Source organism: Mangrovibacterium lignilyticum (assembly GCF_010882175.1).
Classification (GTDB): Bacteria; Bacteroidota; Bacteroidia; order Bacteroidales; family Prolixibacteraceae; genus Mangrovibacterium; species Mangrovibacterium lignilyticum.
Genome location: NZ_WKLH01000002.1, coordinates 684291 through 709622, shown reverse-complemented (window position 1 = coordinate 709622; position 25332 = coordinate 684291). Strand labels below are relative to the sequence as shown.

Annotated in this window: 18 protein-coding genes; 17 read left to right on the top strand and 1 reads right to left on the bottom strand. The window is 44.6% G+C overall.

The annotated features are described in order from the left end of the window. The first annotated feature begins 421 nt into the window (after positions 1-421). Positions 422-892, top strand: a complete 471-nt coding sequence (locus GJV22_RS10200) for a helix-turn-helix domain-containing protein (protein ID WP_163712549.1) — start codon at positions 422-424, stop codon at positions 890-892. Positions 893-971: 79 nt separating this feature from the next. Here GJV22_RS10200 and GJV22_RS10195 read toward each other — a convergent pair whose 3' ends face one another. After that, positions 972-2162 (bottom strand): glycoside hydrolase family 88/105 protein, encoded by a 1191-nt coding sequence (locus GJV22_RS10195; RefSeq protein ID WP_163712546.1) that lies wholly within the window; start codon positions 2160-2162, stop codon positions 972-974. 216 nt (positions 2163-2378) lie between these two features. On the opposite strand from GJV22_RS10195, the gene GJV22_RS10190 reads away from it, so the two are divergent. The 16 genes from GJV22_RS10190 (at position 2379) to GJV22_RS10120 (ending at position 25278) form a co-directional block, all read left to right on the top strand. Further along, on the top strand, positions 2379-3374 hold the full coding sequence (locus GJV22_RS10190; protein WP_163712542.1) for a LacI family DNA-binding transcriptional regulator: 996 nt from the start codon (positions 2379-2381) through the stop codon (positions 3372-3374). Positions 3375-3568: 194 nt separating this feature from the next. Beyond that, entirely contained in the window at positions 3569-4714 is a 1146-nt protein-coding gene (locus tag GJV22_RS10185; RefSeq protein WP_163712540.1) for an iron-containing alcohol dehydrogenase, read from the top strand. A 37-nt stretch (positions 4715-4751) separates the two neighbouring features. Continuing rightward, positions 4752-5669 carry a dihydrodipicolinate synthase family protein gene (locus tag GJV22_RS10180; protein WP_163712537.1) on the top strand — a complete coding sequence of 306 codons (918 nt, stop codon included), beginning with the start codon at positions 4752-4754 and terminating at the stop codon, positions 5667-5669. 4 nt (positions 5670-5673) lie between these two features. Then, on the top strand, positions 5674-6702 hold the full coding sequence (gene pdxA / locus GJV22_RS10175) for a 4-hydroxythreonine-4-phosphate dehydrogenase PdxA (protein ID WP_163712534.1): 1029 nt from the start codon (positions 5674-5676) through the stop codon (positions 6700-6702). An 11-nt stretch (positions 6703-6713) separates the two neighbouring features. Continuing rightward, positions 6714-7868 carry a four-carbon acid sugar kinase family protein gene (locus tag GJV22_RS10170; protein WP_163712530.1) on the top strand — a complete coding sequence of 385 codons (1155 nt, stop codon included), beginning with the start codon at positions 6714-6716 and terminating at the stop codon, positions 7866-7868. A 57-nt stretch (positions 7869-7925) separates the two neighbouring features. Further along, positions 7926-9497 carry a sodium:solute symporter gene (locus GJV22_RS10165; protein WP_163712527.1) on the top strand — a complete coding sequence of 524 codons (1572 nt, stop codon included), beginning with the start codon at positions 7926-7928 and terminating at the stop codon, positions 9495-9497. A gap of 20 nt (positions 9498-9517) precedes the next feature. Beyond that, positions 9518-10915, top strand: a complete 1398-nt coding sequence (locus GJV22_RS10160; RefSeq protein ID WP_205461827.1) for a glycoside hydrolase family 140 protein — start codon at positions 9518-9520, stop codon at positions 10913-10915. A 7-nt stretch (positions 10916-10922) separates the two neighbouring features. Then, positions 10923-11855, top strand: coding sequence for a glycoside hydrolase family 43 protein (locus GJV22_RS10155; protein WP_163712523.1), 933 nt, complete (start codon positions 10923-10925; stop codon positions 11853-11855). Between the two features lie 84 nt (positions 11856-11939). Next, positions 11940-13784 carry an exo-alpha-sialidase gene (locus GJV22_RS22170; protein ID WP_205461826.1) on the top strand — a complete coding sequence of 615 codons (1845 nt, stop codon included), beginning with the start codon at positions 11940-11942 and terminating at the stop codon, positions 13782-13784. Between the two features lie 3 nt (positions 13785-13787). After that, a complete protein-coding gene (locus tag GJV22_RS22165) occupies positions 13788-15353 on the top strand; it encodes an MGH1-like glycoside hydrolase domain-containing protein (RefSeq protein WP_205461825.1) in 1566 nt (521 codons plus the stop codon). A 17-nt stretch (positions 15354-15370) separates the two neighbouring features. Then, complete coding sequence (locus GJV22_RS10145) at positions 15371-16459, top strand: sialidase family protein (RefSeq protein ID WP_163712520.1); 1089 nt, start codon at positions 15371-15373, stop codon at positions 16457-16459. A gap of 96 nt (positions 16460-16555) precedes the next feature. Next, positions 16556-17944, top strand: coding sequence for an alpha/beta hydrolase family protein (locus GJV22_RS10140; protein WP_163712518.1), 1389 nt, complete (start codon positions 16556-16558; stop codon positions 17942-17944). A gap of 20 nt (positions 17945-17964) precedes the next feature. Beyond that, positions 17965-19317 (top strand): pectate lyase, encoded by a 1353-nt coding sequence (locus tag GJV22_RS10135; RefSeq protein ID WP_238480311.1) that lies wholly within the window; start codon positions 17965-17967, stop codon positions 19315-19317. A gap of 98 nt (positions 19318-19415) precedes the next feature. After that, positions 19416-20024 (top strand): RNA polymerase sigma factor, encoded by a 609-nt coding sequence (locus tag GJV22_RS10130; RefSeq protein WP_163712513.1) that lies wholly within the window; start codon positions 19416-19418, stop codon positions 20022-20024. Between the two features lie 525 nt (positions 20025-20549). Beyond that, the gene (locus GJV22_RS10125) at positions 20550-23768 is read left to right on the top strand and encodes a TonB-dependent receptor (protein ID WP_163712510.1); all 3219 of its coding nucleotides are present in this window, start codon (positions 20550-20552) and stop codon (positions 23766-23768) included. 22 nt (positions 23769-23790) lie between these two features. After that, entirely contained in the window at positions 23791-25278 is a 1488-nt protein-coding gene (locus GJV22_RS10120) for a RagB/SusD family nutrient uptake outer membrane protein (RefSeq protein ID WP_163712508.1), read from the top strand. Positions 25279-25332 lie beyond the last annotated feature (54 nt).

Below are 25332 nucleotides of genomic sequence, written 5' to 3'. Positions count from 1 at the left end.
GTATAGCGATTAGTTTAAGTTTGCCGCCTTCTTTGCTTTAAACACAGTTGGCGGCTTTTTATTTTCAAAAGGTTGACAAATTGAACGGCTGTTTGTTCTGGTGGGTTGAAGCGGGAAAATTGGACCGGAATTACATGATATGTTTGGCCTCGCCAGGTATGAATAGTCCTAAAAATCGTGTAGTTTTTATGAATCGGGTAGGTTTCCTAAAAACTGTGCGCCATGTTTTTATCTCGTTGGTTGAATTCCTAAAAACTGTGCGCGATGTTTTTAGGAATTCGTGCTATTTCATTAAAAACCTGCGCGGTTTTTTTATGAATATGGGGGAATTGGTAAAATGTGCGTGCGTTGTTTTTATAAAAACATTGATTTTCATTAAATATCGTCGTAAATTGAAGGAAACAACCAAAAAATCAGACCGATGACAGCTGTTGAATATTCACCCGTTACCCCCGAAATGATTTATGCCGGTTTGGCCGGCGAGGCCGCCAATGAGGCAACTCAAGCGAAAAGCGAGATGTGGCAGCACAATCCCTGCGGCAACAGTTATATGGACTTGTTTGCCAACCTGGCACGGAAATACGGAAAGCGACCGGTGAGTTGGTACGCCAAACAGTTCGGCGTGGATGTGCAATGGCTCGACGGGGCGATCCGGTGTATGGCAGGGATGAGTGCACACGATTGGATTAACGGATACCTCTGTTTGGTGGCCTGCGACTTGCTGGAAAAAACAGACCACTCGTTTACCGAAATCGGAAAGATTCTCCACATGTCATCCAGTAGTTTTACGCAGTTCTTCCAGGCTTATCGGAACATGCAACCCTACCAGTATCGAAATCTCAAGCAGCAGGGGCGAAGCCGGCGCTACCATTTTAGAGGCAGCGGACGCTAGCTCGTTGGGCAACTAATTACGGCAAAAAAGGCCCTGATCAAACGATCAGAGCCCTGGTATTCGTGGTTTTGTTTGATTGTTATTTGTCCGTTTCAATGGCCGCCAGAATAAACGGAGCCACTCCTTTGGTGTCGTTGGTGTTGATTTTTTCGGTGGTGTAGTACTCGTAGCTGCCGTCGCGATAGGTTGGTTTTCCTCCCAAACCGCAGCTGCCGCAAATATTCACCATATCGGGCAAGCCATCGGCCCCGGTTACAATGAATGTTGCCACCATGTCGTCAAATGCATCGGCTGCAATTTCCGTGTATTTCGGATCGAGATAACCCAGTCGCGCTCCTTTGGCAAACGCATAAATGTACATGGCCGTTCCCGAACCTTCGAGGTAGTTGCCTTTGCGGTTGCCCTGGTCCAGCACCTGGTACCAGGCGCCCGATTCCGGATCCCGAACTTTCAACAAAGCATCGCAGGTTTCCTGCAGGATTTTGATGATTTCTGCGCGGTCTTTATGGTCTTCCGGCAAATAATCCAACACATCGACAATGGCCATTACATACCAGCCCATGGCCCGGCTCCAAAAGTGTGGCGACTGCCCGGTTTCCGGGTTAGCCCACTTTTGCTCCTTGCTTTCGTCCCACGCATGGTACAGCAGGCCGGTTTTGGGATCGAGGGTTTTCTCGTGCACCAAGATGATTTCGTGCGTGGCCACATCGAACCAGCGCGGATCGTCGAAATCTTTGGCATATTCAGCCAGGAAAGGCATTCCCATGTACACACCGTCGAGCCAGATTTGCCAGGGGTAAATTTTCTTGTGCCAATAGCCTCCGGTTTTGGTTTTCGGATGGTTCTCCATCTGCCGTACAAACTGGCCAAGCGCCTTTTTGTACTTTTCGTCGCCGGTTTTCTCCCACAAGATCAAGAGGTTTTTGGCTGGGTTGACATAGTCAATGTTGAATTTTGTTGAATCGTAGCGGGCAACATGGCCGTCGTTGTCAACCATCGCATCCATATCAGCTTTCATGTAAGCGGAATATTTGGGATCAACATTTCCCAGTTTATCGATCGCCATTCCTAACAGGGCAACATCGTACGACCAGCCGCGTCGGGTGCGGCCGTTGTAATGGCCTAGGCTGTCGCTGCGTTCCATAACGGCGTCAGCCATTTTGATACTCCATTTTACTTGTTCAGTGTCTTTTTCATCGTTCTGCTTTGGTTTGCCCGATGAACAGGCCGTGAAAAGTGCCAGTAAGCAGAAATAAGCGAAATACTTCATGTTTGTTTAGTTTTTATTGAATAATATCTCTTCGGAAAATCTTGCTTGAGCAGGTCCCCCAAACGAAAAAAAGAATCTTCAGTTAAAACGATTGGGCTGTTTCCGGAAAATTGTGTGAAAAATACAATTATCTGAATGAAATCGTTTACATTTGCCGTGATTTTTTCTACTTTAGGGAAATCAGTATAAATGTAAACCTCAAATTGTATCCATTTTATGGCAAGTATGAATGAAGTCGCCAAACGGGCGGGTGTTTCTATCGCGACTGTTTCCCGGGTATTGAATAACAGCGACAGTGTTAATGAAGAAACCCGGATGAAAATTCTCAAAGCCATTAAAGAGCTTAAATACCAACCAAGCAGGGTAGCCAAACGTCTGCGTTCGAAAAGTGGTGCCGGTAATTTGCTTGGTGTGCTTATTCCCGATATTCAAAACCCTTTTTATGTTGATGTATTGCGTGGTATCGAAGACATAGCCTATCAGAACAATTATGTGATCATCATGTGTAACTTCAACCAGGATGAAAAGAAAGAGGCGGTGTACCTCGATATTCTTGAGTCGGAAGCTATTGACGGATTAATCGCAGCACCTGCTCATGAGGATGACCCGCGGATCAAGAAGTTTTTGCGTAGTGGGTTGCCTGTTGTTTGTGTTGACCGTGGGTTAAAAGGTGTGGATGTAGATGTGGTTTGGGTGAATAACGAAGAAGGCGCCTATCAGGCAGTCAGCTATATGATTGAAAAAGGATACAAACGGATCGCTCATATCGGTGGTTTGCCTACGATCCCTTCCAGCCGATTACGATTGGATGGTTACCGGAAAGCCTTGAAAGATCATGGTCTGGAAATCGATGAAAACCTGATTGTTCAAGGTGACTCAACTTATACCAGTGGTATTGAATTCACTGGAAAACTGTTGAATATGGCGAATCGCCCCGATGCATTGTTTACCGGTAACAACCTGATTACTTTAGGAGCTTTGGAAGCGGTTAACGAGCGGAAACTGGATATCCCCGGTGATATTGCTGTCTTGGGTTTTGACGATATGAATTGGTCAAACGCCCTGAATCCACCGCTTACTGCTGTTCGTCAACCGGCCTACGAAATTGGCAAGCGGGCCGGAGAATTGCTGATCCAACGCATTAAAGACCCCAAACGTCCCTGTATTCAAATGACTTTAAACAGCGAACTGAAAGTACGCAGTTCCTGCTAGTTGAAAATCGTTTACATGAAATAATGTCCTTTAAATAAGACATTATTTTTTTGGTTTAATTTGGAAAATGTAAACGTTTACATTATCTTCGACCTGTCTTTGGAAGCTATCACAGTATTCGATCAAGAGCATTCTTTCCTGAGGTCGGAACAGTTATGCTTCCGCGGAATCGTCATCAATAAGAACATAAATTAATGGATCTAATCAAATTAAATACGCCTTCACAATTGGTTATCGGAGACGGTAGTCTTTCTCAGTTTTTCGAAGATTTCTTGAAATCGGGACAGCAGCGTTTGTTTGTCGTGAGCATCCCGGTTATCCGCCAGTTGTTACAACCATATTACGATAAAATAGAACAGGCTGGTATCATCATTTGTGTAAATGAGCAAATAGCGGCTGAGCCAAGTTTCGCCGAAGTTGAAGAGATTCTGGCTGAAGCCAGACAGTTTGAAGCCGACGCTGTGGTTGGTATAGGAGGCGGAAGTGTGCTGGATGCTGCAAAATTCATTGCTGCGCAGCTAAGAAATACACAAACTACAACCGAGATCATTGGCATTGGTAATCTGAACGGGAGGTCAACCTACTTGGCTTGTTTGCCAACGACTGCAGGTACCGGAAGCGAAGTGTCACCGAATGCGATTTTTCTTGACACAACCGACAACGAAAAAAAAGGCGTTATTAGTCCGTTTTTGATGCCTGATGCTGCTTACGTTGATCCGCTATTGACTGTTGGCGTACCACCGGCAGTGACTGCTTTTACCGGGATTGACGCTTTCACGCATTGTCTGGAAGCTTTCATCAACCGTTTCGCACATCCTGTAGTCGATCGCTTTGCGCTGGATGGCATGCAGCTTATTTTCAAAAATCTTAAACAGGCTTACGATCATGGTAATGATTTGGAGGCTCGCGCCGCGGTGGCGCTTGGTAGTGTTTACGGCGGAATGTGTCTTGGACCGGTAAATACGGCTGCTGTTCATGCCTTGGCTTACCCGCTCGGAAGTAAGTATAAGATTGCTCATGGTTTATCGAATGCGGTGATGTTGCCCTATGTATTGGAATACAACATGCCCGCTGCAGTCGAGCGCTTTGCTTTGCTGGCTAAAAATTTGGGTATTACAGGGTGTTCAACCAACGAGGAATATGCTTCGGCAGGGATCGCCGCTATTCAACAATGGATGGAGTCCATGGATGTTCCGGTTAAGTTGTCAGCTATTGGTATCCCGGAATCAGCATTGAATGATATTGCAAAATCGGCGATTAAAGTTCAACGCTTGTTGAAAAACAATGTGCGTGATATCGCACTAAAGGATGCGAAAGAAATTTATAAACGAGCTTTTTAAGGACATAGCAATTGAAAAGCCTGATCAAATACATGAAATGAAAGAAAATAATCGCTATAAAGGAGTCATCGTTCCGATGATTTCACCATTGAAAGATGATTTTACAGTTGATACGGAAGCTGTTGGGCGAATTGTCGACAATTTTTTGCGCTACGATGTTGCTCCTTTTATTGGAGGAACAACTGGGGAGGCAAGTTCTCTTTCGATTCCTCAAAAAGAGGAGTTGGTAAAAGCAACTGTGGCGCACGCTAAAAGTAAAGCGGTGATTTATGCCGGTATTGCTTCAAACTGTATTGTTGAAACGGTTGATATGGCTAAACGATTCGCCGATTTGGGGGCTGATGTCGTTGTGGCTAATGTCCCCTCTTATTATCCGATCACCGATGCGCAGGCTGCGAAATATTGCGAAAGCCTGGCTGATGCGTGCCCGGTGCCCTTGATTTTCTACAATATAACAGCTACAACGGGGTATTCAATTCCCCTGGATATTGTCGATAAGCTAAGCTATCACCCGAATGTTGTTGGCTTGAAAGATTCGGAACGCGATGTGGAGCGATTGGACCAGGCATTGAAGCTTTGGAAAGATCGCCCTGATTTTGTGCATTTAATCGGTTGGGCGGCTATATCTTCTTACGCCTTGAAAAATGGATCGGACGGTATTGTGCCAAGCACCGGAAACTTTACACCTGAATTGTATGCTGATTTATATGCCAACGCTCTAAAAGGAAATTGGGATGAGGCGGACCGCTTGCAGGAACTAACAAACAAGTTGGGAGCGCTTTACCAAAAAGATCGGACACTAGGGGAATCTTTGGCGGCCTTAAAAGTGGTTATGAAAGTAAAAGAACTTTGCGGAACACAGGTGATGCCGCCAATATATCAAATGGAAGAACCGGCCGAAACAGCCTACCGCTTAGATGTAATCGCCTTTTTGAAAAACCTGAACTTATTATAAAAAGATGAAAAATAATTCAATCATACTTGCTGTTACCATGGGGGATCCTGCCGGAATTGGCCCTGAAATAGCAGCCAAAGCTTTTGCAGATAAATCTGTTTTTGAAAAATGCAGTCCTATTTTAATCGGAAATGCAGAAGTGATGGAAAAGGCGATTCAATTGACGGGTGTTGATCTGAAGTTGAATCCGGTAACTAAAGTTGAAGATGCGAAATTCGAATTTGGAACAATGGATGTTTTTCACATTCCGGCCGATCTCGAAAAAATACAACACAGCGTGGTAAGCGCTGAGGCCGGTGACTTAGCTTTTAAAGCTGTGCGAAAAGCCATTGAGTTGGCAATGGATGGTAAGGTTGACGGAACCGTTACCGGGCCAATCCACAAAGAAGCCATTAATAAAGCAGGGCACCACTTCTCGGGGCATACCGAGATTTATGCACACTTTACCAATACCGAAAAATTCACCATGTTGTTGGCCGATGACAAAATTAAAGTAACACATGTCAGCACGCATGTTTCGCTTCGTGAGGCTTGCGACCGCGTAAAAAAAGACCGGGTGTTTGATGTTATTCGTTTAACGAATGACGCACTCAAGCGTATTGGCATTCAGAATCCCCGGATTGGCGTTGCTGGTTTAAACCCGCATGCCGGCGATGGCGGACTTTTTGGAACTGAAGAAACCGAAGAGATTTTACCAGCAGTTGAAAAGGCTAAAGCAGCCGGGATTGATGCAGCAGGCCCGTACCCTCCGGATACTTTATTTTCATTGGCTAATGGAGGCAGTTTCGATGGTTGTGTGGCGATGTATCATGACCAGGGGCATATTCCGTTCAAATTGGTTGGCTTCATCTGGGATGAGGAAAAACAAGCCATGAAGAGTGTGAAAGGAGTAAATATCACGCTTGGACTGCCAATTATTCGCACTTCGGTTGACCATGGAACAGCATTCGAAATTGCCGGAAAAGGTATTGCGAGTCATGATGCATTGGTGTATGCAATCGATTATGCCATCAAACTTCACGAGAACCAGTAATCCGGAATGATATGATAGCAGTTATAGCAGATGATTTTACCGGTGCTGCAGAAATTGGAGGAGTAGGCTTAAAACACGGTCTGAATGTGTTGTTGGAAACCGAGGTGACTGGAAAAGGTAATCCCGATCTGTTGGTTGTTGTCGCTGACTCACGTTCAAAGACGGTGGTGGATGCCAAGGCCCGAATTGAAAAGATAACCAGCCAGTTGCTGGATTTGAAGCCTCGCTTCATTTTCAAGAAAATTGACTCGGTACTGCGCGGTAATGTTTACGAAGAATTAATTACACAACAAGATATTTCGAAAAAGGATAATGTGTTGGTTGTCCCGGCAAATCCACATTTCGAACGAATTATAAAAGAAGGTATTTACTACATTCAGGGGACGCCGCTTGCTGAAACCTCATTTGCCAACGATCCTGAATTCCCGGCCAAATCGAGCAATGTTTGCGAGCTGCTTTGTGATTACCCGGAACAGGTGTCAAGTGTTGGGCTTGGCGAAGATATCGTTACGACCGGATTTATGGTTGCTGATGTGGAGTCGGAGGAAGACTTGGAGCAATGGGTGTCACGAATGAATAGTGATACTGTTTATGCCGGTGGTGCGGGGTTCTTCGACGCAATTCTTCGGAAGGAATTTGACGAAAAACCTGTTGACGGAAGTCTGGAAATTGCTGAAGATTCTAAAGCCTTGTTTATCTTTGGCAGCACATTTCCAAAAACCGTTGAGTTTATGACAAAGTTAAAGCTCGCCGGGGTCATGTTTATCAACTTGTCCGAGGAGTATTTTCAACATTTGGATGAGATGAAAGATCATATCCGTGAAATAGCGGAGAATATAGCTGGCTGGCTGGTGCAAAACCGCAAAGTCGTGGTTACAACGATCTTTCAGGAAGAAATTAATTTTCCGCCTGAAATCGTTCGAAATGAAATTGGCCTTTTAGTGAAAGAAGTTTTCGATTTGGCTGAGATCAATGCCTTGTATATTGAAGGAGGAGCAACAGCAGCTCAAATCATCCAAAATCTAAACATCAAACAGTTGACTCCGATACGGGAGTTAGACTATGGAATAATTCAGATGGAGGTTGCCGGTTATCCGGGTTTAAGCCTCATTACAAAACCAGGAAGTTATAATTGGCCCGAGAGTATTATACCGGATACAAATTAAACCAACAGTAAGGAATTAAATCAAACGAATCAATCAAACTAAATCAAATCTAAACCAATGAATCCTGTTCCGAGTATACATTTTCTCGACTACTTTATCATGTTTCTGACCCTGGCGGTATCGCTGGGAGTCGGATTTTGGTTTTCGAAAAAACAGAAAGATACAGACAACTACTTTAAGGCAGCCGGCTCGATCCCATCATGGGCAATCGGGATTTCTATTTTAGCTACGCTGATTAGTAGTATTACTTTTTTAGCTTATCCGGGTGAAGGTTTTACTTCCAACTGGATTCGCTTAGTGCAAGGGTTGATGGTCCCCATCGTACTGGTGGCAATTGTGGGAGTTGTGGTGCCTTTGTTCCGTCACGTGATCCGTCTTAGTACCTACGAGTATTTTGAAAAGCGTTTCGGCCTTTTTGCTCGTTTCTACACGTCGCTGAGTTTCATTTTAACACACTTCTCAAAAATGGGAACCGTGTTCTTTTTGATCTCTCTGGCCTTAAGTAAAATGATTGGGATTGAAACAAGTACCATCATCTGGGTTATTGGTGCTGCTGTAATTCTACTGACCATGCTGGGAGGTATCGAAGCAGTTATCTGGCTGGATGTGATCCAGGGATTTCTCTTGATTGTTGGGGGAGTAATTGCTATGTTGATCTTACTTTTTACTCCGGAAGGTGGCCCTGTCGCTGTGTGGAATGTTGCGATGGCGAACGGTCACATCGGTTTTGGACCTTTCGACTGGGACTTCGTCAATCTCACCTTTATTGTGATGGCTCTGAATGGTGTATTCTATGCCATTCAGAAATACGGAACCGACCAAACCATTGTCCAACGCTATTTAACAGCGAAGTCTGATAAGGATGCGATTCGTGCATCACTGATTGGCGTTTTGCTGAGTGTGCCTGTGTGGGGAATGTTCATGTTTATTGGTACAGCACTGTTTTCATATTACCAAATTACAGGCGATAGCTTGCCTGCCGGGATCGAGGCAGATGCCGTTTTCCCGTATTTTATCCTAACGAAATTGCCCGTTGGAATTGTCGGCCTGATTCTTTCTGCATTGATGGCTGCTGCGATCTCGAGTCTGGACTCGGATTTGAACTGTTTATCTGCGATTCTGACTGAAGATTATTACAAACGATTCAAACCAAGAAGCACCGACAAACAACAACTGATGGCAGGACGAATTTTCATCGTTCTGGCTGGTCTGGGAGCAATTGCTGTCGCTCTGTTTTATGTGAATGCCGGAAGTGAAGGAGTGCTCGGAATCATCTTCACCCTGTATTCGATCTTCTCGGGTGGTATCGCCGGAATGTTCCTGTTGGGCATTTTCAGTAGTCGTGCCAACAAAAAAGGATTGTACTGGGGAATTGGTGCAAGCGTTGTCTTTACGGCATGGGCTTTGCTCACTTCAACGCCGATAGGAACAAGCGGGAAAGAATCAATCATCCTCGATTTGGGGAATTTTAATTATGCCCATCATAAATACATGATTGGCGTGTATAGCCATGTAGTACTGATAATTTTCGGTTACCTGGGAAGCCTGCTTTATAGCAGTCATGAAGTGGATTTATCCTTAACATGGAAAGGCTGGAAACAAATGAAAAAGCAACTAAACAAAGCATAAAACTGAAAAACTGAATGAACATGAAAAATCTAATTTTTGTGGGATTGTCCCTTTTGCTGCTGGCCTCATGCGGACAGCAGGTGAAAAAGGAAGAATCAAATGAACTTGAATTATTAAAAGTTTCTGATAACCATCGCTATTTCGAAACAGAGGATGGAAAACCGTTTTTCTGGTTGGGAGATACAGGCTGGTTACTTTTTACGAAATTGAATCGGGAAGAAACCGGGAAATACCTTGAAACCCGCAAAGAACAGGGCTTTAATGTTATTCAGGTCATGGTTTTGCATGGTTTAGGCGCGGTTAACGTTTATGGCGATTCTGCTTTGGTTGATCACAATGTGGCAATGCCCAAGGTGACAGCCGGAAATGATTTCAACGATTCAATACAATACGATTACTGGGACAATATGGACTATGCCATCGATTTGGCAGCACAAAAAGGGCTTTACATGGCCTTGGTTCCGGTTTGGGGAAACAACGTGAAAGACGGAGGAGTATCGCGCGATGAGGCCGCTGTTTACGGGAAATGGCTTGCTGAGCGCTACAAAGACCGCAAAAATATTATTTGGCTAAATGGTGGTGATACCATGGGAAGCGACTCTATCGCAACCTGGAATATTTTAGGGAATGCCTTACGGGACAATGATTCGAACCACCTGATTACGTTTCACCCTCGTGGCCGCATGCAATCGAACGACTGGTTTTTGGATGCCTCCTGGATGGATTTCAACATGATTCAATCCGGACACCGTCGATATGATCAGGATGATACCGAGCGTGCTTACGGACAGGACAACTGGCGTTACATTACCGAAGACTGGGACTTGACTCCCGTTCGTCCTACAATTGACGGAGAACCTTCCTACGAAGGAATTCCGCAAGGTTTACACGATACGCTGCAACCTTTCTGGAACGATGCGGATGTTCGTCGTTATGCCTATTGGTCGGTATTTGCCGGAGCCTTTGGCTACACTTACGGCAGCAGTGCAGTAATGCAATTTTACCAACCTTCGGATAAAGGAGCTGCTTACGGAGCTAAGAAATATTGGGATGCCGCGATCAATGATCCGGGAGCAACCCAAATGAAATATGTCAAAGAATTGATGTTGTCGCGTCCGTATTTTGAGCGTGTACCGGATCAAAGTCTGATTGCCGGCGAGAATGGCGAAAAGTACGATTTTCTGATTGCTACTCGTGGCTCTGATTATGCTTTCGTATATACTTACAACGGGCGCAATATTCCGGTCAACATGGGCAAAATTGAAGGCGAAAAGGTGAAGGCCAGTTGGTTTAATCCAAGAAACGGGCAATACGCAGAAATCGGAGTTTTTGACAATACAGGTGTGCAGGCCTTTGATCCTCCCGGCGACGCCGGAGATGGTCATGATTACGTTTTGGTCTTGGATAGCGTAAAATAGGATGATCATGAGAAATCAAATAGTAGCATTTGGAATTGCTCTTTTGGCGCTGATTTCCTGCTCGAAGGAAAAGGGAGTATACGTTTTCAGTACATTTCGCGAACCGGCCGACAAGGGATTGTTTCTGGCATACAGCGAAGATGGCTACCATTGGAACGATTTGGGTGGTCCCTGGCTAAAACCAGAAGTTGGCCAGCAAAAAGTGATGCGTGATCCTTCGGTGGTGCAAGGACCAGACGGCACTTTTCACATGGTCTGGACATCATCCTGGCGCGGTGATCTGGGGTTTGGCTATGCCAACTCAAAGGATTTGATTCATTGGTCGGAAGAACAGTTCATCACGGTGATGACCGATACGGCAACGGTGAACGTTTGGGCTCCCGAGCTTTTCTACGATGACGACAACGACCGCTTCATCATTATTTGGGCTTCTACTATCCCGTTCAAATTTGAAAAAGGGGAGGAAGAAGAAAAGAATAACCACCGGATGTATTACACCACCACGAAAGACTTCAAAAGCTTTACCGACACCAAATTATTTCTCGATCCGGACTTTAGCGTGATCGATTGTGTAATTGTGAAGCGGGGAGTAAAAGATTATGTGCTGGTTTTAAAAGACAACACGCGACCGAACCGAAACATAAAAGTGGCTTTTGGTGAAACACCATTAGGCCCATGGAATGATATTTCGGAGCCGTTCACCGGATTTTTATCCGAAGGACCAACAGTAGTGAAGGTGGGCGAGGACTACCTGATTTACTACGACGACTATGGGAACAAGAAATACGGATGTGCTCGTACGGGCGATTTCAAATCGTTCGAGGATATTTCCGACCAGGTATCGTTGCCGGAAGGACACAAACATGGCACGATTTTTAAGGCGAAACAATCGGTTGTTGACGCCTTGATGAAAAAGACGATTGCAGACACTGAGAATTAGTTAAAAAAAGCAGAGTCCGGTTAGAGGGTTTGATGCAGCCGGATTCGCTTTTTTCTGAACTCAATTGAATAAATAATCAGAAACATGAACTTAGGAAAGAAATTAATCAACTTGTTTTTTCTGGTAACGGCTGTAACCGGGCTGTCGCAGGCTCAGGAATTGCCTTCTTATACCGGAAAAACCTTAAATAATCCCGATTATCACCACGGGCAGCTAGCACCTGTTTTAGGTGTTCACAACATTGAAACTTTCAGAGCAAATCGCGAATTCCCGGAGATGGCGGATGGCTTGGGTTGGACCTATAACCATGCGCCAATGATCGCTTACTGGAACAACACTTTCTTCCTCGAATATTTGAGCGACCCGGTGGGTGAGCACATTGCTCCGGGTGCCACATTGATTCAGACATCGAAAGAAGGTAGCGAGTGGACGAAACCAGAGGTCATCTTCCCGGCATATGATATTCCCGATGGATTCAGTAAGGAAGGAGATACAGCCGTTGCACGCAATTTGCAATCGGTGAATCACCAGCGCATGGGCTTTTATGTCAGTTCAAACAACAAACTATTGGTATTGGCCTACATGGCTATTTCGTTAAATGAAAAGGACAGTCCGAACGACGGAAACGGAATCGGTCGCGTGGTTCGCGAAATAAAGGCAGATGGTAGCTGGGGACCAATTTATTTCATTCGATACAACCACAACTGGAACGAAAAAAATACAACACTTCCTTTTTATAAGAAGAGCAAGGAAAAAGCATTTGTAAAGGCTTGCGACGAATTGTTGGCGAACCGGTTGATGGTGCAACAATGGAACGAGGAAGCAGACCGTGACGATCCGTTGATCTCACTGAAAGGCGAGTACAAAGCATTTAACTTTTATCATTTAGCTGACGGTAAAGTGGTTGGTTTATGGAAACACGCCCTTACTGCAATTAGTGAAGATGAGGGAAAGACCTGGACAAAACCAACGCGTGCACCGGGGTTTGTAAACAGTAACGCAAAAATTTGGGGACAACGCACTTCTGATGGTCATTATGCTACGGTTTACAATCCTTCTGACTTTCGTTGGCCTCTGGCTGTTTCGACCAGCGACGATGGTTTGAATTATACGAATTTGCTCTTAGTGAATGGCGAAATTTCGCCGATGCGTTACGGCGGAAACTACAAATCGTACGGACCGCAATATGTCCGAGGTATTGCCGAAGGAAACGGTACTCCTAACGGTGGTAATATGTGGGTGACTTACAGCATGAACAAAGAAGATATTTGGGTTTCCAAGGTTCCTGTTCCGGTTGTTGACAAAGAAACTTCGGATGTTAACGATGTTTTCAACCAGATGCCGGAAGGAAAAGAATTGGATCGGTGGAACATTTTTAGCCCTGTTTGGGCGCGTGTTGCTATCGAGAAAGATGCCAGCGGAACGCGGTGCCTGGTGTTGAACGATCAGGATAAATCTGATTATGCCAAAGCAGAACGTCTTTTTCCGCGGACAGCCAACGTTTCTGTCGAGTTCAAAATAGCAGCAGCTCAAAATGATCACGGGCAGTTGGATGTTGAGCTGGTTGATGAAAAGGGAACAGCCGCTTTACGTTTATCTTTCAACGGCGAGGGGCAATTGCAGCAAAAGAATGGTTACCGGATGAAGAATATCCTGAGCTATGAAGATGGAAAAGAATATGACATTAAGATTGAATTGACTGCGGGAAATCGCTTTTATCATGTCTTTGTAAATGGTGAGAAAAAGTCGACCGGCCTTTGTTTCGCTCCAGTGCATGCTGTTGAGCGCGTGACTTTCCGGACCGGAGATGTTCGTCGGTTCCCGGATGTGGATACGCCTACCGATCAGGATTATGACCTGAAGGAAACCGGAAAACCGGCGCCGCTTGCTCGCTTTTCAATTTATTCGTTAACGACAAAAGATTTATAGAAAATGAATTTCAATAGAACAGTCTCTTTATACATCATGGTTTTGTTAGTTTCCCTGACAGGTTTAAGCCAGGGAAACCTTTTAGCCGCCGGAAAATCGAAAGATAAGAGCATTTTAAAGGTTGACGATTTTAAACACTATGTGGATTATTTCAACCGCATGGAAGATGAGAATTTATCGTTTGCCATTCCGAACGCAGAAGCCTGGGATTGGATGAAAACAAATATTCCTTTGTTTGAATGCCCACAGGATAACTTCGAAGAAATCTATTACTATCGCTGGTGGACTTACCGCAAGCACATCAGAGAAACTCCGGCAGGTTGGGGAATCACTGAATTTTTGATTGACCGTCCTTATGCCGATAAGTATAACTTGATTGCTTGTGCCATGGGGCACCATATAATGGAGGGCCGTTGGTTACATAATCCTGAATACATTGAGCAATATGTACATGTTTGGTACCGTGGTAATGATGGCAAACCAATGGGTAAATTGCACAAATTCAGTAGCTGGACTCCTTATGCTTTATTGCAAGCTTACTACGTGAATAGCGATAAAAACTATTTGGTGGATCTATTACCGGATTTGACAACTGACTACAACCGCTGGGAGCAGGAACGACGCACATCAAACGGGCTTTTTTGGCAGAACGATGTGAAGGATGGCATGGAAGAACAAATCAGCGGTGGAAGACACGTGAAAAATGAACGTCCTACGATCAACAGTTATATGTGCGGAAATGCTGAAGCGATTTCAGAAATTGCCCGCCTGAAGGACGATAATGAAACTTCAACTTTATATGCGGCAAAAGCCGATACGCTGAAAGAACTGATCGATAAAAATCTTTGGGATTCGGAAGATCAGTTTTTTGAGACAGTGAAGGAGTCGGGTGGTTTTGCAAAGGTCCGCGAACAGATTGGATTCATTCCCTGGTATTTCAATTTACCTACCCCATCGCAGTCGGTGGCTTGGGACCAGATTATCGATAATAATGGCTTCTCAGCTCCTTTCGGATTGACGACTGCTGAGCGTCGCCATCCCGATTTCCGATCGCATGGTTGTTGTAAGTGTGAGTGGGATGGCGCTATTTGGCCGTTCGCAACAGCTCAAACATTGACTGGTTTAGCCAATTTGCTCAACAATTATAATCAGGATGTAGTGACCGATAGCGTCTACTTCCGCCAAATGGAATTGTATGTCGAGTCGCAATATTACCGCGGACGCCCGTATGTGGGTGAGTACCTGGATGAAGTTACCGGCTACTGGCTGAAAGGCGACCAGGAACGTAGCCGCTATTACAACCATTCAACCTTTAACGATTTGGTCATCACCGGCTTGGTTGGATTACGTCCGCGTGCTGATGAAATGATTGAAGTAAACCCATTGATTCCGGAAGGAAAATGGGACTGGTTTTGCCTCGATAACGTGCTTTATCATGGTAAAATGCTGACCATCGTTTGGGATAAAACCGGTGAAAAATACAATCATGGCAAAGGTCTTTACATCTTGGTTGATGGCAAAGAAGTTGGTCGCACAGCAACACTTCATAAACTGGAGTGCAAATTGTAATTTGAAAAGGTAGGAAGATGAAAAAAACAGTATTGGTGGCTGTATTGCTTGGGCTCATTTTTAGTTTGCCGGCATCAGCTCAAAAAAATAAATGGAAAAAAGGCATTTTGGTTGACGAGTTTATTTACACTGAAGCGCCTTATCCATCCTGTCATTCTGCAACGATTGCCGAAACTCCGACCGGATTAGTCTCTGCTTGGTTTGGAGGAACCCGCGAACGAAATCCCGACGTTGGTATTTGGGTGAGCCGCAATGAAAACGGCAAATGGACTGAAGCAGTGGAGGTGGCAAACGGCGTGCAAAACGACACGTTGCGTTACCCGAGTTGGAATCCGGTGTTGTTTCAAATGCCTGGCGGTGATCTGCTGTTATTTTATAAAGTTGGCCCGAAACCTTCGGAATGGTGGGGACTGATGATACGTTCGTCTGATAATGGAAAAACATGGTCGGAGCCTGAACGCCTGCCACAAGGCATTTACGGGCCAGTGAAAAATAAACCGCTTTTGCTGGCCGACGGATCTTTGATTTGTCCAACCAGTGTCGAAGGTGATGGCGGGTGGAGGACCTATTTTGAGTTTACTCAGGATGAAGGAAAAACTTGGGAGAAGGGCGACTACATCAACGATGGTAAAATATATTCGGCTATACAGCCCACATTGCTGATCTATGCTGACGGACGGATGCAAAGCCTTACCCGTACCAGAAATGCTGTCATCGGTTCGTCCTGGTCGGCTGATCAGGGTAAAACATGGTCGCTGATGCAGCCTTCCGGTTTGCCGAGTAACAACTCAGGAATCGATGCGGTAAGTTTGAAAGACGGCCGTCAGCTCATTGTGTACAATCACGTGAAGACGCCGGTGAATGCTCCCAAAGGCTACCGGACACCGTTGAACGTGGCGATCTCGAAAGACGGCAAGCATTGGGAGGCAGCTTTGGTTCTGGAAGATTCGGAAATTAGCCAGTATTCTTATCCGTCGGTTATTCAAACCTCCGATGGTTTGGTGCATGTGGTTTATACCTGGCGACGCGAACGTATAAAACACGTGGTGATCGATCCAACACAGCTGGACACTGAGAAAATAGTTTACGAACAGTGGCCGGAATAGAGAAGAAGTACGCAGTGATCATCCTTCGTTTTCAGTCAGTTGACCATCAATGACTATGAGTGAATGTTTAATCACTTAGCCTCAAAATAAGAATAGATGAAACGAATCAAACTTGCAATCATCGGAATCGTACTGCTGGCATTCTGTGCCAATGCGCAACTGGTGAATTCTGATAATAAATATCAACGTCCTTTAAACGAAGTATTAAAGGACATTGAGCAGCGTTACGATGTGCAAATCAAGTTCTCAGAGAAAGATGTTGCCGGATTAATGCTCAACTATGCCGATTGGCGTTTGCGTCCGGAGTTGGAAGAAACCTTAAAAAACGTTTTGTCACCTTTCGATTTGGTCGCGAATCAGGATGAAAAATCAGGAGTTTATAAGGTTGAAGAATTTCGTTATCACCGAAAAACAGTTGCCGAAGCCCGCGAGTTTTTGGATTATCTGAGTGGGTTGTACTCGAATAAGGAAGAATGGGAAGCTCGCCGAGCTGAGCTAAGAAGTTGCTTGCCAACGGCTGTTCGTTTGGATAAAGCTCCTGCAAAGCCTGATTCGAAGCCAATCCTGACCAAAGTAAGGGAGATGGACGGATACACCATTCAAAACATAGCCTTGGAAGTATTGCCCGGAGTTTATGTTTGCGGATCGATCTATCGCCCTGCAAAGATCAAAGGAAAAATTCCGGTTGTACTTTGCCCAAATGGTCATTTTGGTGATGGACGTTACAATCCAGATATTCAAAAGCGTTGTGCCGGTTTGGCCCGCATGGGAGCGATGAGCATTAGCTACGATCTGTTTGGCTGGGGTGAATCCGGCTTGCAGTTCCCAATGAAATATCACCGGAAGAGTTTGGCCAATACGGTGCAGGCTCTAAACAGTATCCGCCTGCTGGATTATCTGCTCAACTTTGATTACGCAGATACTGATCGGGTAGGAATTACGGGAGGTTCAGGAGGTGGCAGTCACACGATGCTGATTTTAGCCATCGATGACCGGATTGATGTGAGTGTTCCTGTTGTGATGCTATCGGCCATTCATTATGGCGGTTGTCCGTGTGAAAGCGGTAACCCGATTCATCTTTGCGGAGGCGGAACCAATAACGTTGAGATTGCCGGCTTATTCGCCCCTAAACCACAACTTGTTGTTTCCGACGGAGGTGACTGGACTGCCAATGTTCCGGAACTTGAGTTCCCATTTTTAAAAAGGATTTACAGCTTTTATGGCCCCGATGCAGTGGTTGAAAACGTGCACCTGCCGAATGAAAAGCACGATTACGGGCCATCTAAAAGAATCGCCATGTATCACTTCATGGCGAAGTATTTAAAAATGGACGAGTCGAAGGTTTTTGACAAGGAAGGCAATTTGGATGAATCAGTTATCACTGTTGAAACGGGCAATGACCTGAAAGTTTTTGGAGACGATGGTGAAAACCTTCCGCCGAATGCACTGAAGGACTTCGACAAACTGGAAGCGATGTTTCAGTAAAATAAGACAACTTCAAACTTATGAATTCATTTCAAACATATTCGATTCTCATAGCGATTGTGCTATGTAGTTGTTCGTTGAATGCGCAGCAACTGGCTTTTTCCGGTGCGATGGGCTACGGGGCCTATTCGCAAGGAGGTCGGGGCGGCAAAGTAATCGAAGTAACAAACCTGAATGACAGTGGCCCCGGTAGTTTGCGTTCTGCAGTTGAAGCAGAAGGACCGCGAACTATTGTTTTTAGGGTTTCCGGAAATATTTCACTGAAATCGATGCTCACGGTTTCGAATCCGTACATTACAATTGCCGGACAAACAGCTCCGGGAGATGGCATTTGTTTGAAAGATTTTCCGTTGCATATTACCGGGACTCATGATGTTGTTTGCCGGTTTATCAGGGTTCGTCCGGGCATTGAATCCGGATTGATCGGAAGCGAAATTGATGGCATCGAAATTCGAGATAGTAAAAATGTCATTGTAGATCACTGTACCATCAGCTGGACGGTAGATGAAGTGTTGAACACCTGGCATGGAACCGAAAATATTACGGTACAATGGTGTATGATTTCAGAACCGTTGAATAAATCGGTACACGAAAAAGGAGCGCATGGATTCTCCGCTTCTTTGGGTGGTAACCGGGCCTCGTACTTGTTTAACTTGTTTGCTTCGGGTGTGGCGCGCAACCCAAGTATTGGCGGCAACCATATAGAAAGCTCAATCGACGTTGATTTTCGCAACAATGTGGTGTTTAACTACGGATATCGTACTGGCGACGGGAAACCCCGATCCATAAACTTTGCAGGTAACTACTACAAGCCGGGCCCGAATACCAGCGAGGTCGTTAAAAACCGGTTCGTTCGGGTCGACAATGCACAGGGCTATCATTTTCAAGGAAAATGGTTTGTGTCCGACAATGTTATGGAAGGTAACGATGCGCTTGCCAGCGACAATGCCAACGGTGTTGAATTTGAAGACGGTGTAAATGCAGCGAATGGTTTGCTTCAAGAAGCATTACCAACCGTTGAGACACCGGAAGTATCTGCGACAAAAGCTTACAATCTGGTGTTGGAAAATGTCGGTGTAATTGTTCCCCGTAGAGATTTGCGCGAAGATCATATTGTTGCGCAAGCTGCCGGCGAACTGGCTATTGAAGGAACAGGTGTGATAAATAAAGTGGAGGAAGCCGGTGGTTGGCCACAATTGAAAAGTTTGCCGGCTCTTGTTGATACTGATGGCGACGGAATGCCTGACGATTGGGAACTGAAAAACGGCCTAGATCCCAATGATGCAGCCGATGGAGGGATGAAAGCTGAAAAAGGTGGCTATACCAATTTGGAAGTTTTCCTGAATCAGCTTGCAGGGGAAGTAAAAATATAAACAGCAGTTCTCTTGACGAAAATTTCAAGGAATAGAATGCATTGGAAGTGGGCGATTAAGAAGATTAATATTAATTTCCCACTAAAATTTCATATTACATGTCGGGAGTTTTTCAACCATCATATAATTGGACTAATGAATGGAGGCAGTTTAAAAAGGGCGATCACGAATCCTTTCGTCGGATTTACGATTTCTTTTATGACCGTCTTTTTCATTACGGTACGAAAATAACCAACGACGACGAATTGGTGGAAGATTGCATTCAGGAATTATTTATCAAGTTGTACACTCACCGGGAAAATCTTTCAGATACGAAACAGCTTGAGTTTTACTTGTTAAAGTCGCTTAAACTAACCATTTATCAAAAGCTAAGAAAAAAGAGTCGAGTTGAAGATCTGAATTTGTCGTTGGATGCCTTCAATTTAGAGCTTGAAATTGAATCGGAAGAACACGTTGGAATCGAGAACAAACGCATTCAGTTGGTCAAAGATACCGTTCAGGAACTGACGCCCTCAGCCCGTGAAATACTTTATCTCAAATTTTACAGTAACCTTTCCTATAAAGAAATTGGTGAGTTATTGGGCATTCAACCCGATTCGGCCAAGAAACAAGTGTACCGCATAATTTCCCGGTTGAAGGAGATTTTGGCCGATCAGTTTCTTGAGCTCTTTTCACTTCATATTAATATTAAGTCCTTTTTGAAGTAGTTTTCCGCTAGAAATTGGGAGACTGCTATGGATGTGTTTTAGAGCATGTTGAGTTTTTTATTTTTTCATGTCCACTTTTGTCCTGCGGCATCAATTATAGGTTAAACTAACAAACTAAACATGCCAGTAGCGAAACAGCACGTCACGGAAATGATGCAGTGCCCTTTGGAAAAAGATTCCAGAGTAGTTCGCTTATTCAGAAACCGAATAATCATCAATCACATAATTTTCTTTCAGTCGGGATAAGCCGGAATTGATTCAGAGGCGAGCAACCAGGCCCGCCGACGGAAAGCAAATTAGATCATATTCATCACAAAATATTACGAATGAAAAACTCGATCAAATAGGTCCTGGAAAACCCCGGATAATCCAGTCAACCGACAAATGGTGGCACATAAATCGGTATATGACAGTTTGATGGAAACCAGTGGCTTTAGTTATTAATCTAAACAAACCAAATTTATGGAACAAAAATCGTTAAACGTCTTCCCGTTATGGGGAAGAGTTAAAACATTGGGGAGAATTATGAGATTAATCGCACTTTTCTCTTTGTGTTTTGTAGTTACGGCTGCAGCCAACTCTTATTCACAAAGCACGAAGCTGAACCTAAAACTTACGAATTCGTCGGTTAAAGAAATCTTGAACCGGATTGAGAGTGAAAGCGATTACATTTTCCTGTACAATTTAAATGAATTGGACGAAACAAGGAGAGTGAATATCGACTTGGAAAATGCTTCAATTGACGAAGCACTTAATGTTATCTTGAGTGATCAAAATTTAAAGTACTCCATTTACGATCGTCAGATTATCATCCGCAAAAATGATAATCAGGCTGTGCCTAATCAAGGGCAACAGTCGAAGACAGTTACCGGAACGGTTAAATCATCCGATGGAGAGCCTGTCCCGGGTGCCACAGTGGTGATAAAAGGAACCACGAACGGGGCAATAACCGATGAGAATGGTAAATTTCAACTGCCGGAAGTATCGGTAGGTGACGTGATTGCAATTTCTTTCGTCGGCATGGTGACACAGGAAGTTGTCTATGAAGGGCAAGCGACACTGGAGATTAAACTGCAGGAAGAAACCGTTGGTATTGAGGAAATCGTGGCTGTGGGTTATGGTACTACCTCAATTAAAGATGTAACCGGAGCAGTATCTCGTGTTAGCTCCGACGATTTTAACAAGGGAATGGTAGCTTCTCCTGAGCAACTAATTCAAGGACGCTCTCCCGGTGTTCAGATCACTTCGTCAAGTGGTGAGCCCGGTGCAGCAATGAACATTAACATCCGGGGTACTTCATCGGTGCGTAGTGGAAACAACCCGCTTTTTGTGGTTGATGGAGTTCCATTGAGTGGTGATGATGTTTCTCCTCAAGGAGAGGATGTCAGCTTCGGTGGAAGTACAGCCCGTAACCCGCTTAACTTCCTGAACCCGGATGATATCAAAGATATTACCATTTTAAAGGATGCATCGGCAACTGCAATCTACGGTTCTCGCGGTGCCAATGGGGTTGTGATCATCACAACAAAAAGTGGTGCAGGCGGAGATACCGGAATCGACTACTCTTCTTCTGTAGGTATCAGTTCCATTACACAAAAATACGATGTACTTGGTGCACAGGAGTACCTTGATGCTATTGACGGCTATGGTGGGAATTCATCATCATTGGATGGCGGTTCTGAAACTGACTGGCAAGACGAAATCTTTCGGACAGGTGTTTCGCAAAACCACAATATCTCGTTCGGCAATCGCAATGACCGCGGTGACTACCGGGTTTCAATCAGTTACCTGGATCAAAACGGTATTGTTAAGGAAAGTTCGCTGAAACGCTACACGGTACGTGTCAATGGTAATCGTAGCTTTTTCGACGACCGCCTGAAGTTTGAAAGCCAGTTTACAGTATCTGATGTTGAAGATAGTGGCGTGCCAATCGGAAATAGTCCGAACCACTATGGTGACCTGATTGCCTCGGCTTTGTATATGAATCCAACTCAACCGGTTATGGTCGACGGTGAATACAACCAAAGCTCCTACGATCAGTTGAACCCGGTTGCCATGTTAGCATACAGCAAGGATAACACCAGTACGTTACGTTCGTTGGCAAGTCTGTCGGCTGAGTTGAAAATTACCAAGGATTTAAGTATTAAAACGATCTACGGTAACGACTTCTCGAAATCGGAACGGAAATATGCGTATTCACCTGATTTGTATGCCCAGTACATATACGAAAACGGTAAAGCCGGTATTAGTACTATCAGTCGGAAGAACAATCTTTGGGAAAATTATCTGACTTACAATAAGGAAATGGAAAATTCAAAATTGAATGCATTGCTGGGTTATTCCTATCAATCGTTCGAATTGGAAACTTCAAGCATGCAAGCTGCCAAATTCCGTTTCAGTGATGTTGATTTGATGATGAATAATATCGCAGCGGGCGAATCAATTGTTGGGAACTCAAGTGCTCAAAAAGATGAACTGCAATCGTTCTTTGCTCGTTTAAACTACGTGTTTAAAGAAAAACTTCTGCTGACAGCGACCATGCGTGCGGACGGTTCAACACGCTTTGGTGATAATAACAAGTATGGGTATTTCCCATCCATGGCATTGGGGTATCGTTTGTCTGAGGAAAGTTTTATTCCTGAAGCATTCAGTAATTTGAAAGTTCGTTTGGGCTGGGGGATTACGGGTAACCAGGAAATTCCGCACAACCTGTATACGCAACGGCAACGGTATAATAGTTCGGCTTTAGACGGTGAGGGCGAAATAAATACCGGAAGAATTTACTTTGTTACTTTTGATAATCCGGATCTGAAGTGGGAAACAACCAGTCAGTTCAATGCCGGTATCGATTTCGGATTCCTAGGAAATAGTTTGTCGGGATCCATCGATTTTTATCGCAAGAAAACAACCGATTTATTGTTGCGTTTAAACAGTGCGCAACCGGCACCACAGTCATTTTACTGGACCAATATGGATGGAAACATTTATAACACCGGGGTTGAGTTTTCGCTGAATGCTGATGTGTTAAGCAAGTCCGATTTTAATTGGGGAATAACAACCAATGTTAGCTACAATAAAAACATTGTAAAAGATTTATCAACGACCATTGAAACTGGTGTGCTCGACGGACAAGGCTTGTCGGGGGTAACCATTCAGCGGATTACCAACGACCAGCCAATGTACACCTACTATATTCGGAAATTCCAGGGATTTGATGAAAACGGAATTTCAGTTTACGATGGCGATTATCCGCAATACTATGGTGAAAGCCCCATTCCCAAAGTAAATGTCGGTTTAACCAATACATTCAGTTATAAAAATTTCGATCTTAATATTTACCTGAGTGGTCAGTTTGGACATATGTTGTACAGTAACACTGCAAACACCTTTTTCTATGCCGGTAACCTGGCAAACGGCCGCAATGTGACCAAAGACATCGTAACCAACGGTGAATCTCCGCTGAACACTGCCGACCCTTCAACCCGATTCCTGGAGAGCGGTTCCTTTGTTCGTTTGCAGGATGTGAGCCTGGGCTACAATGTACCTTTAAAATCGACCAGCATTCTCAAGAGCTTGCGTTTCTATGTGACTGGTCAGAATCTGGCCGTTTTCACTAACTACAGTGGACAGGATCCTGAAGTGAATGTGAATAAAGGCAGCAACGGTGTGCCTTCATTGGGTATCGACTATACAACCTACCCACGTTCTCGGACAATTTTATTGGGGCTTAAAGTGAAATTCTAATCAATTCAAATTTGAAACAGTTATGAAAATCAAAATACAAAAATACAGCATGCTGTTCCTGGCCGTATCGATGCTGATGTTGGGGGCATGTACCGACCTGAATGTGGAATATCTGGATTCGATAAAAATTGAGCAATCGGAAGGTGGTGGAAGCATTGATATTGAAGCAAACCTGAACTCGGCTTATAATAAATTGGGCGATATTGTCGGATCGTCGTATACTGGTGTTAGCGGTTTGAACGAACCTACATCTGATGAGATGATCATTCCTACCCGATCAACCGACTGGGGAAATGGCGGAGTCTTTCGCGAATTGCACTCGCATGGTTGGGATGCCGGTCACTCGTATATTTTGGATGTGTGGAACGATTTAAACCAAGGGGTTTATTACTGTACCCAAATATTGGCTGCCGGACCAACGGAGTTGCAAGCGGCAGAAGCGCATGCTTTGCGTGGCTTCTTTTTGTATAATATTATCGATTTATTTGGGCAAGTGCCTTTTCGTGAAGTGGGGCAGGGGGTTGATGTTGATCCGGTTGTCTGGACTCGCTCGGAAGCTTTTGATTATGCTGTGAATGATCTGGAGACAGCTATGAGTGACCTTCCTGTAGGTGGTCCCGGTTATGAAGATTTGACGAAAGTGACGCAGGCATTTGCACACGCATTGCTGGCTCGTTTCTATCTGAATAAAGCTGTTTACAAGGCCGATGTGCCGGCCGGTCCTTATTCATTCGGTGCGTCGGACATGGACATGGTGATTGAGCACTGCGATGCCGTTGCTGACATGGGCTTCGATTATGAATCCAATTATTTTGACAATTTTAATGCTACAGGAGTAAGTGAAAAGATTCTAATCTATACCCGTTGGTGGAATGGCATGTGGATTTGGCCACAATTGCATAACAGCCAGGGTGGCTGGAACGGAGCTACAACGCTCGGCAGTTTTTACGATATTTTTGAAGATGCTGATCAGCGTATCGGTACTAAACCTGCCACCGGTCGTGGTTTTGGATTTTTGGTTGGAGCGCAGTTGAAAGACGATGGCACTCCCTACTACAATCGTACTGGTGATCCTTTAGTCTACACACGCGAGATCCTGTTATCGGGTAACCCCGACTATGCAGGCTTCCGGGCATTGAAGTATGATCCGAATAGCGATGGTGGTTTTGTGCTGATGCGTTTTGCCGACGTTCGCCTGATGAAAGCTGAAGCTATTCTCCGAGGTGGTTCCGCAACGAATGGCGAAACAGCGCAGAGCATTGTTGATGAATTGCGGGAAGTACGCGGAGCAAGCCAAATGACTGCAAGCCTGGATATGATGCTCGATGAACGAGGTCGTGAAATGTACTGGGAAGGTATCAGGCGTACTGACCAGATTCGATTCGAAACATTTACAAAAACCACTTGGGAGCAAAAGACACTGGAAGACGATAACAAAGTGTTGTTCCCGATTCCGCAGCAAGCTATGGACTCCAACCCGAATTTCACTCAAAACCCGGGATATAAATAAGATTCTAAAGCATGGATGATATGACTTGAGAACGATTTTCTCATACGTTTTTAT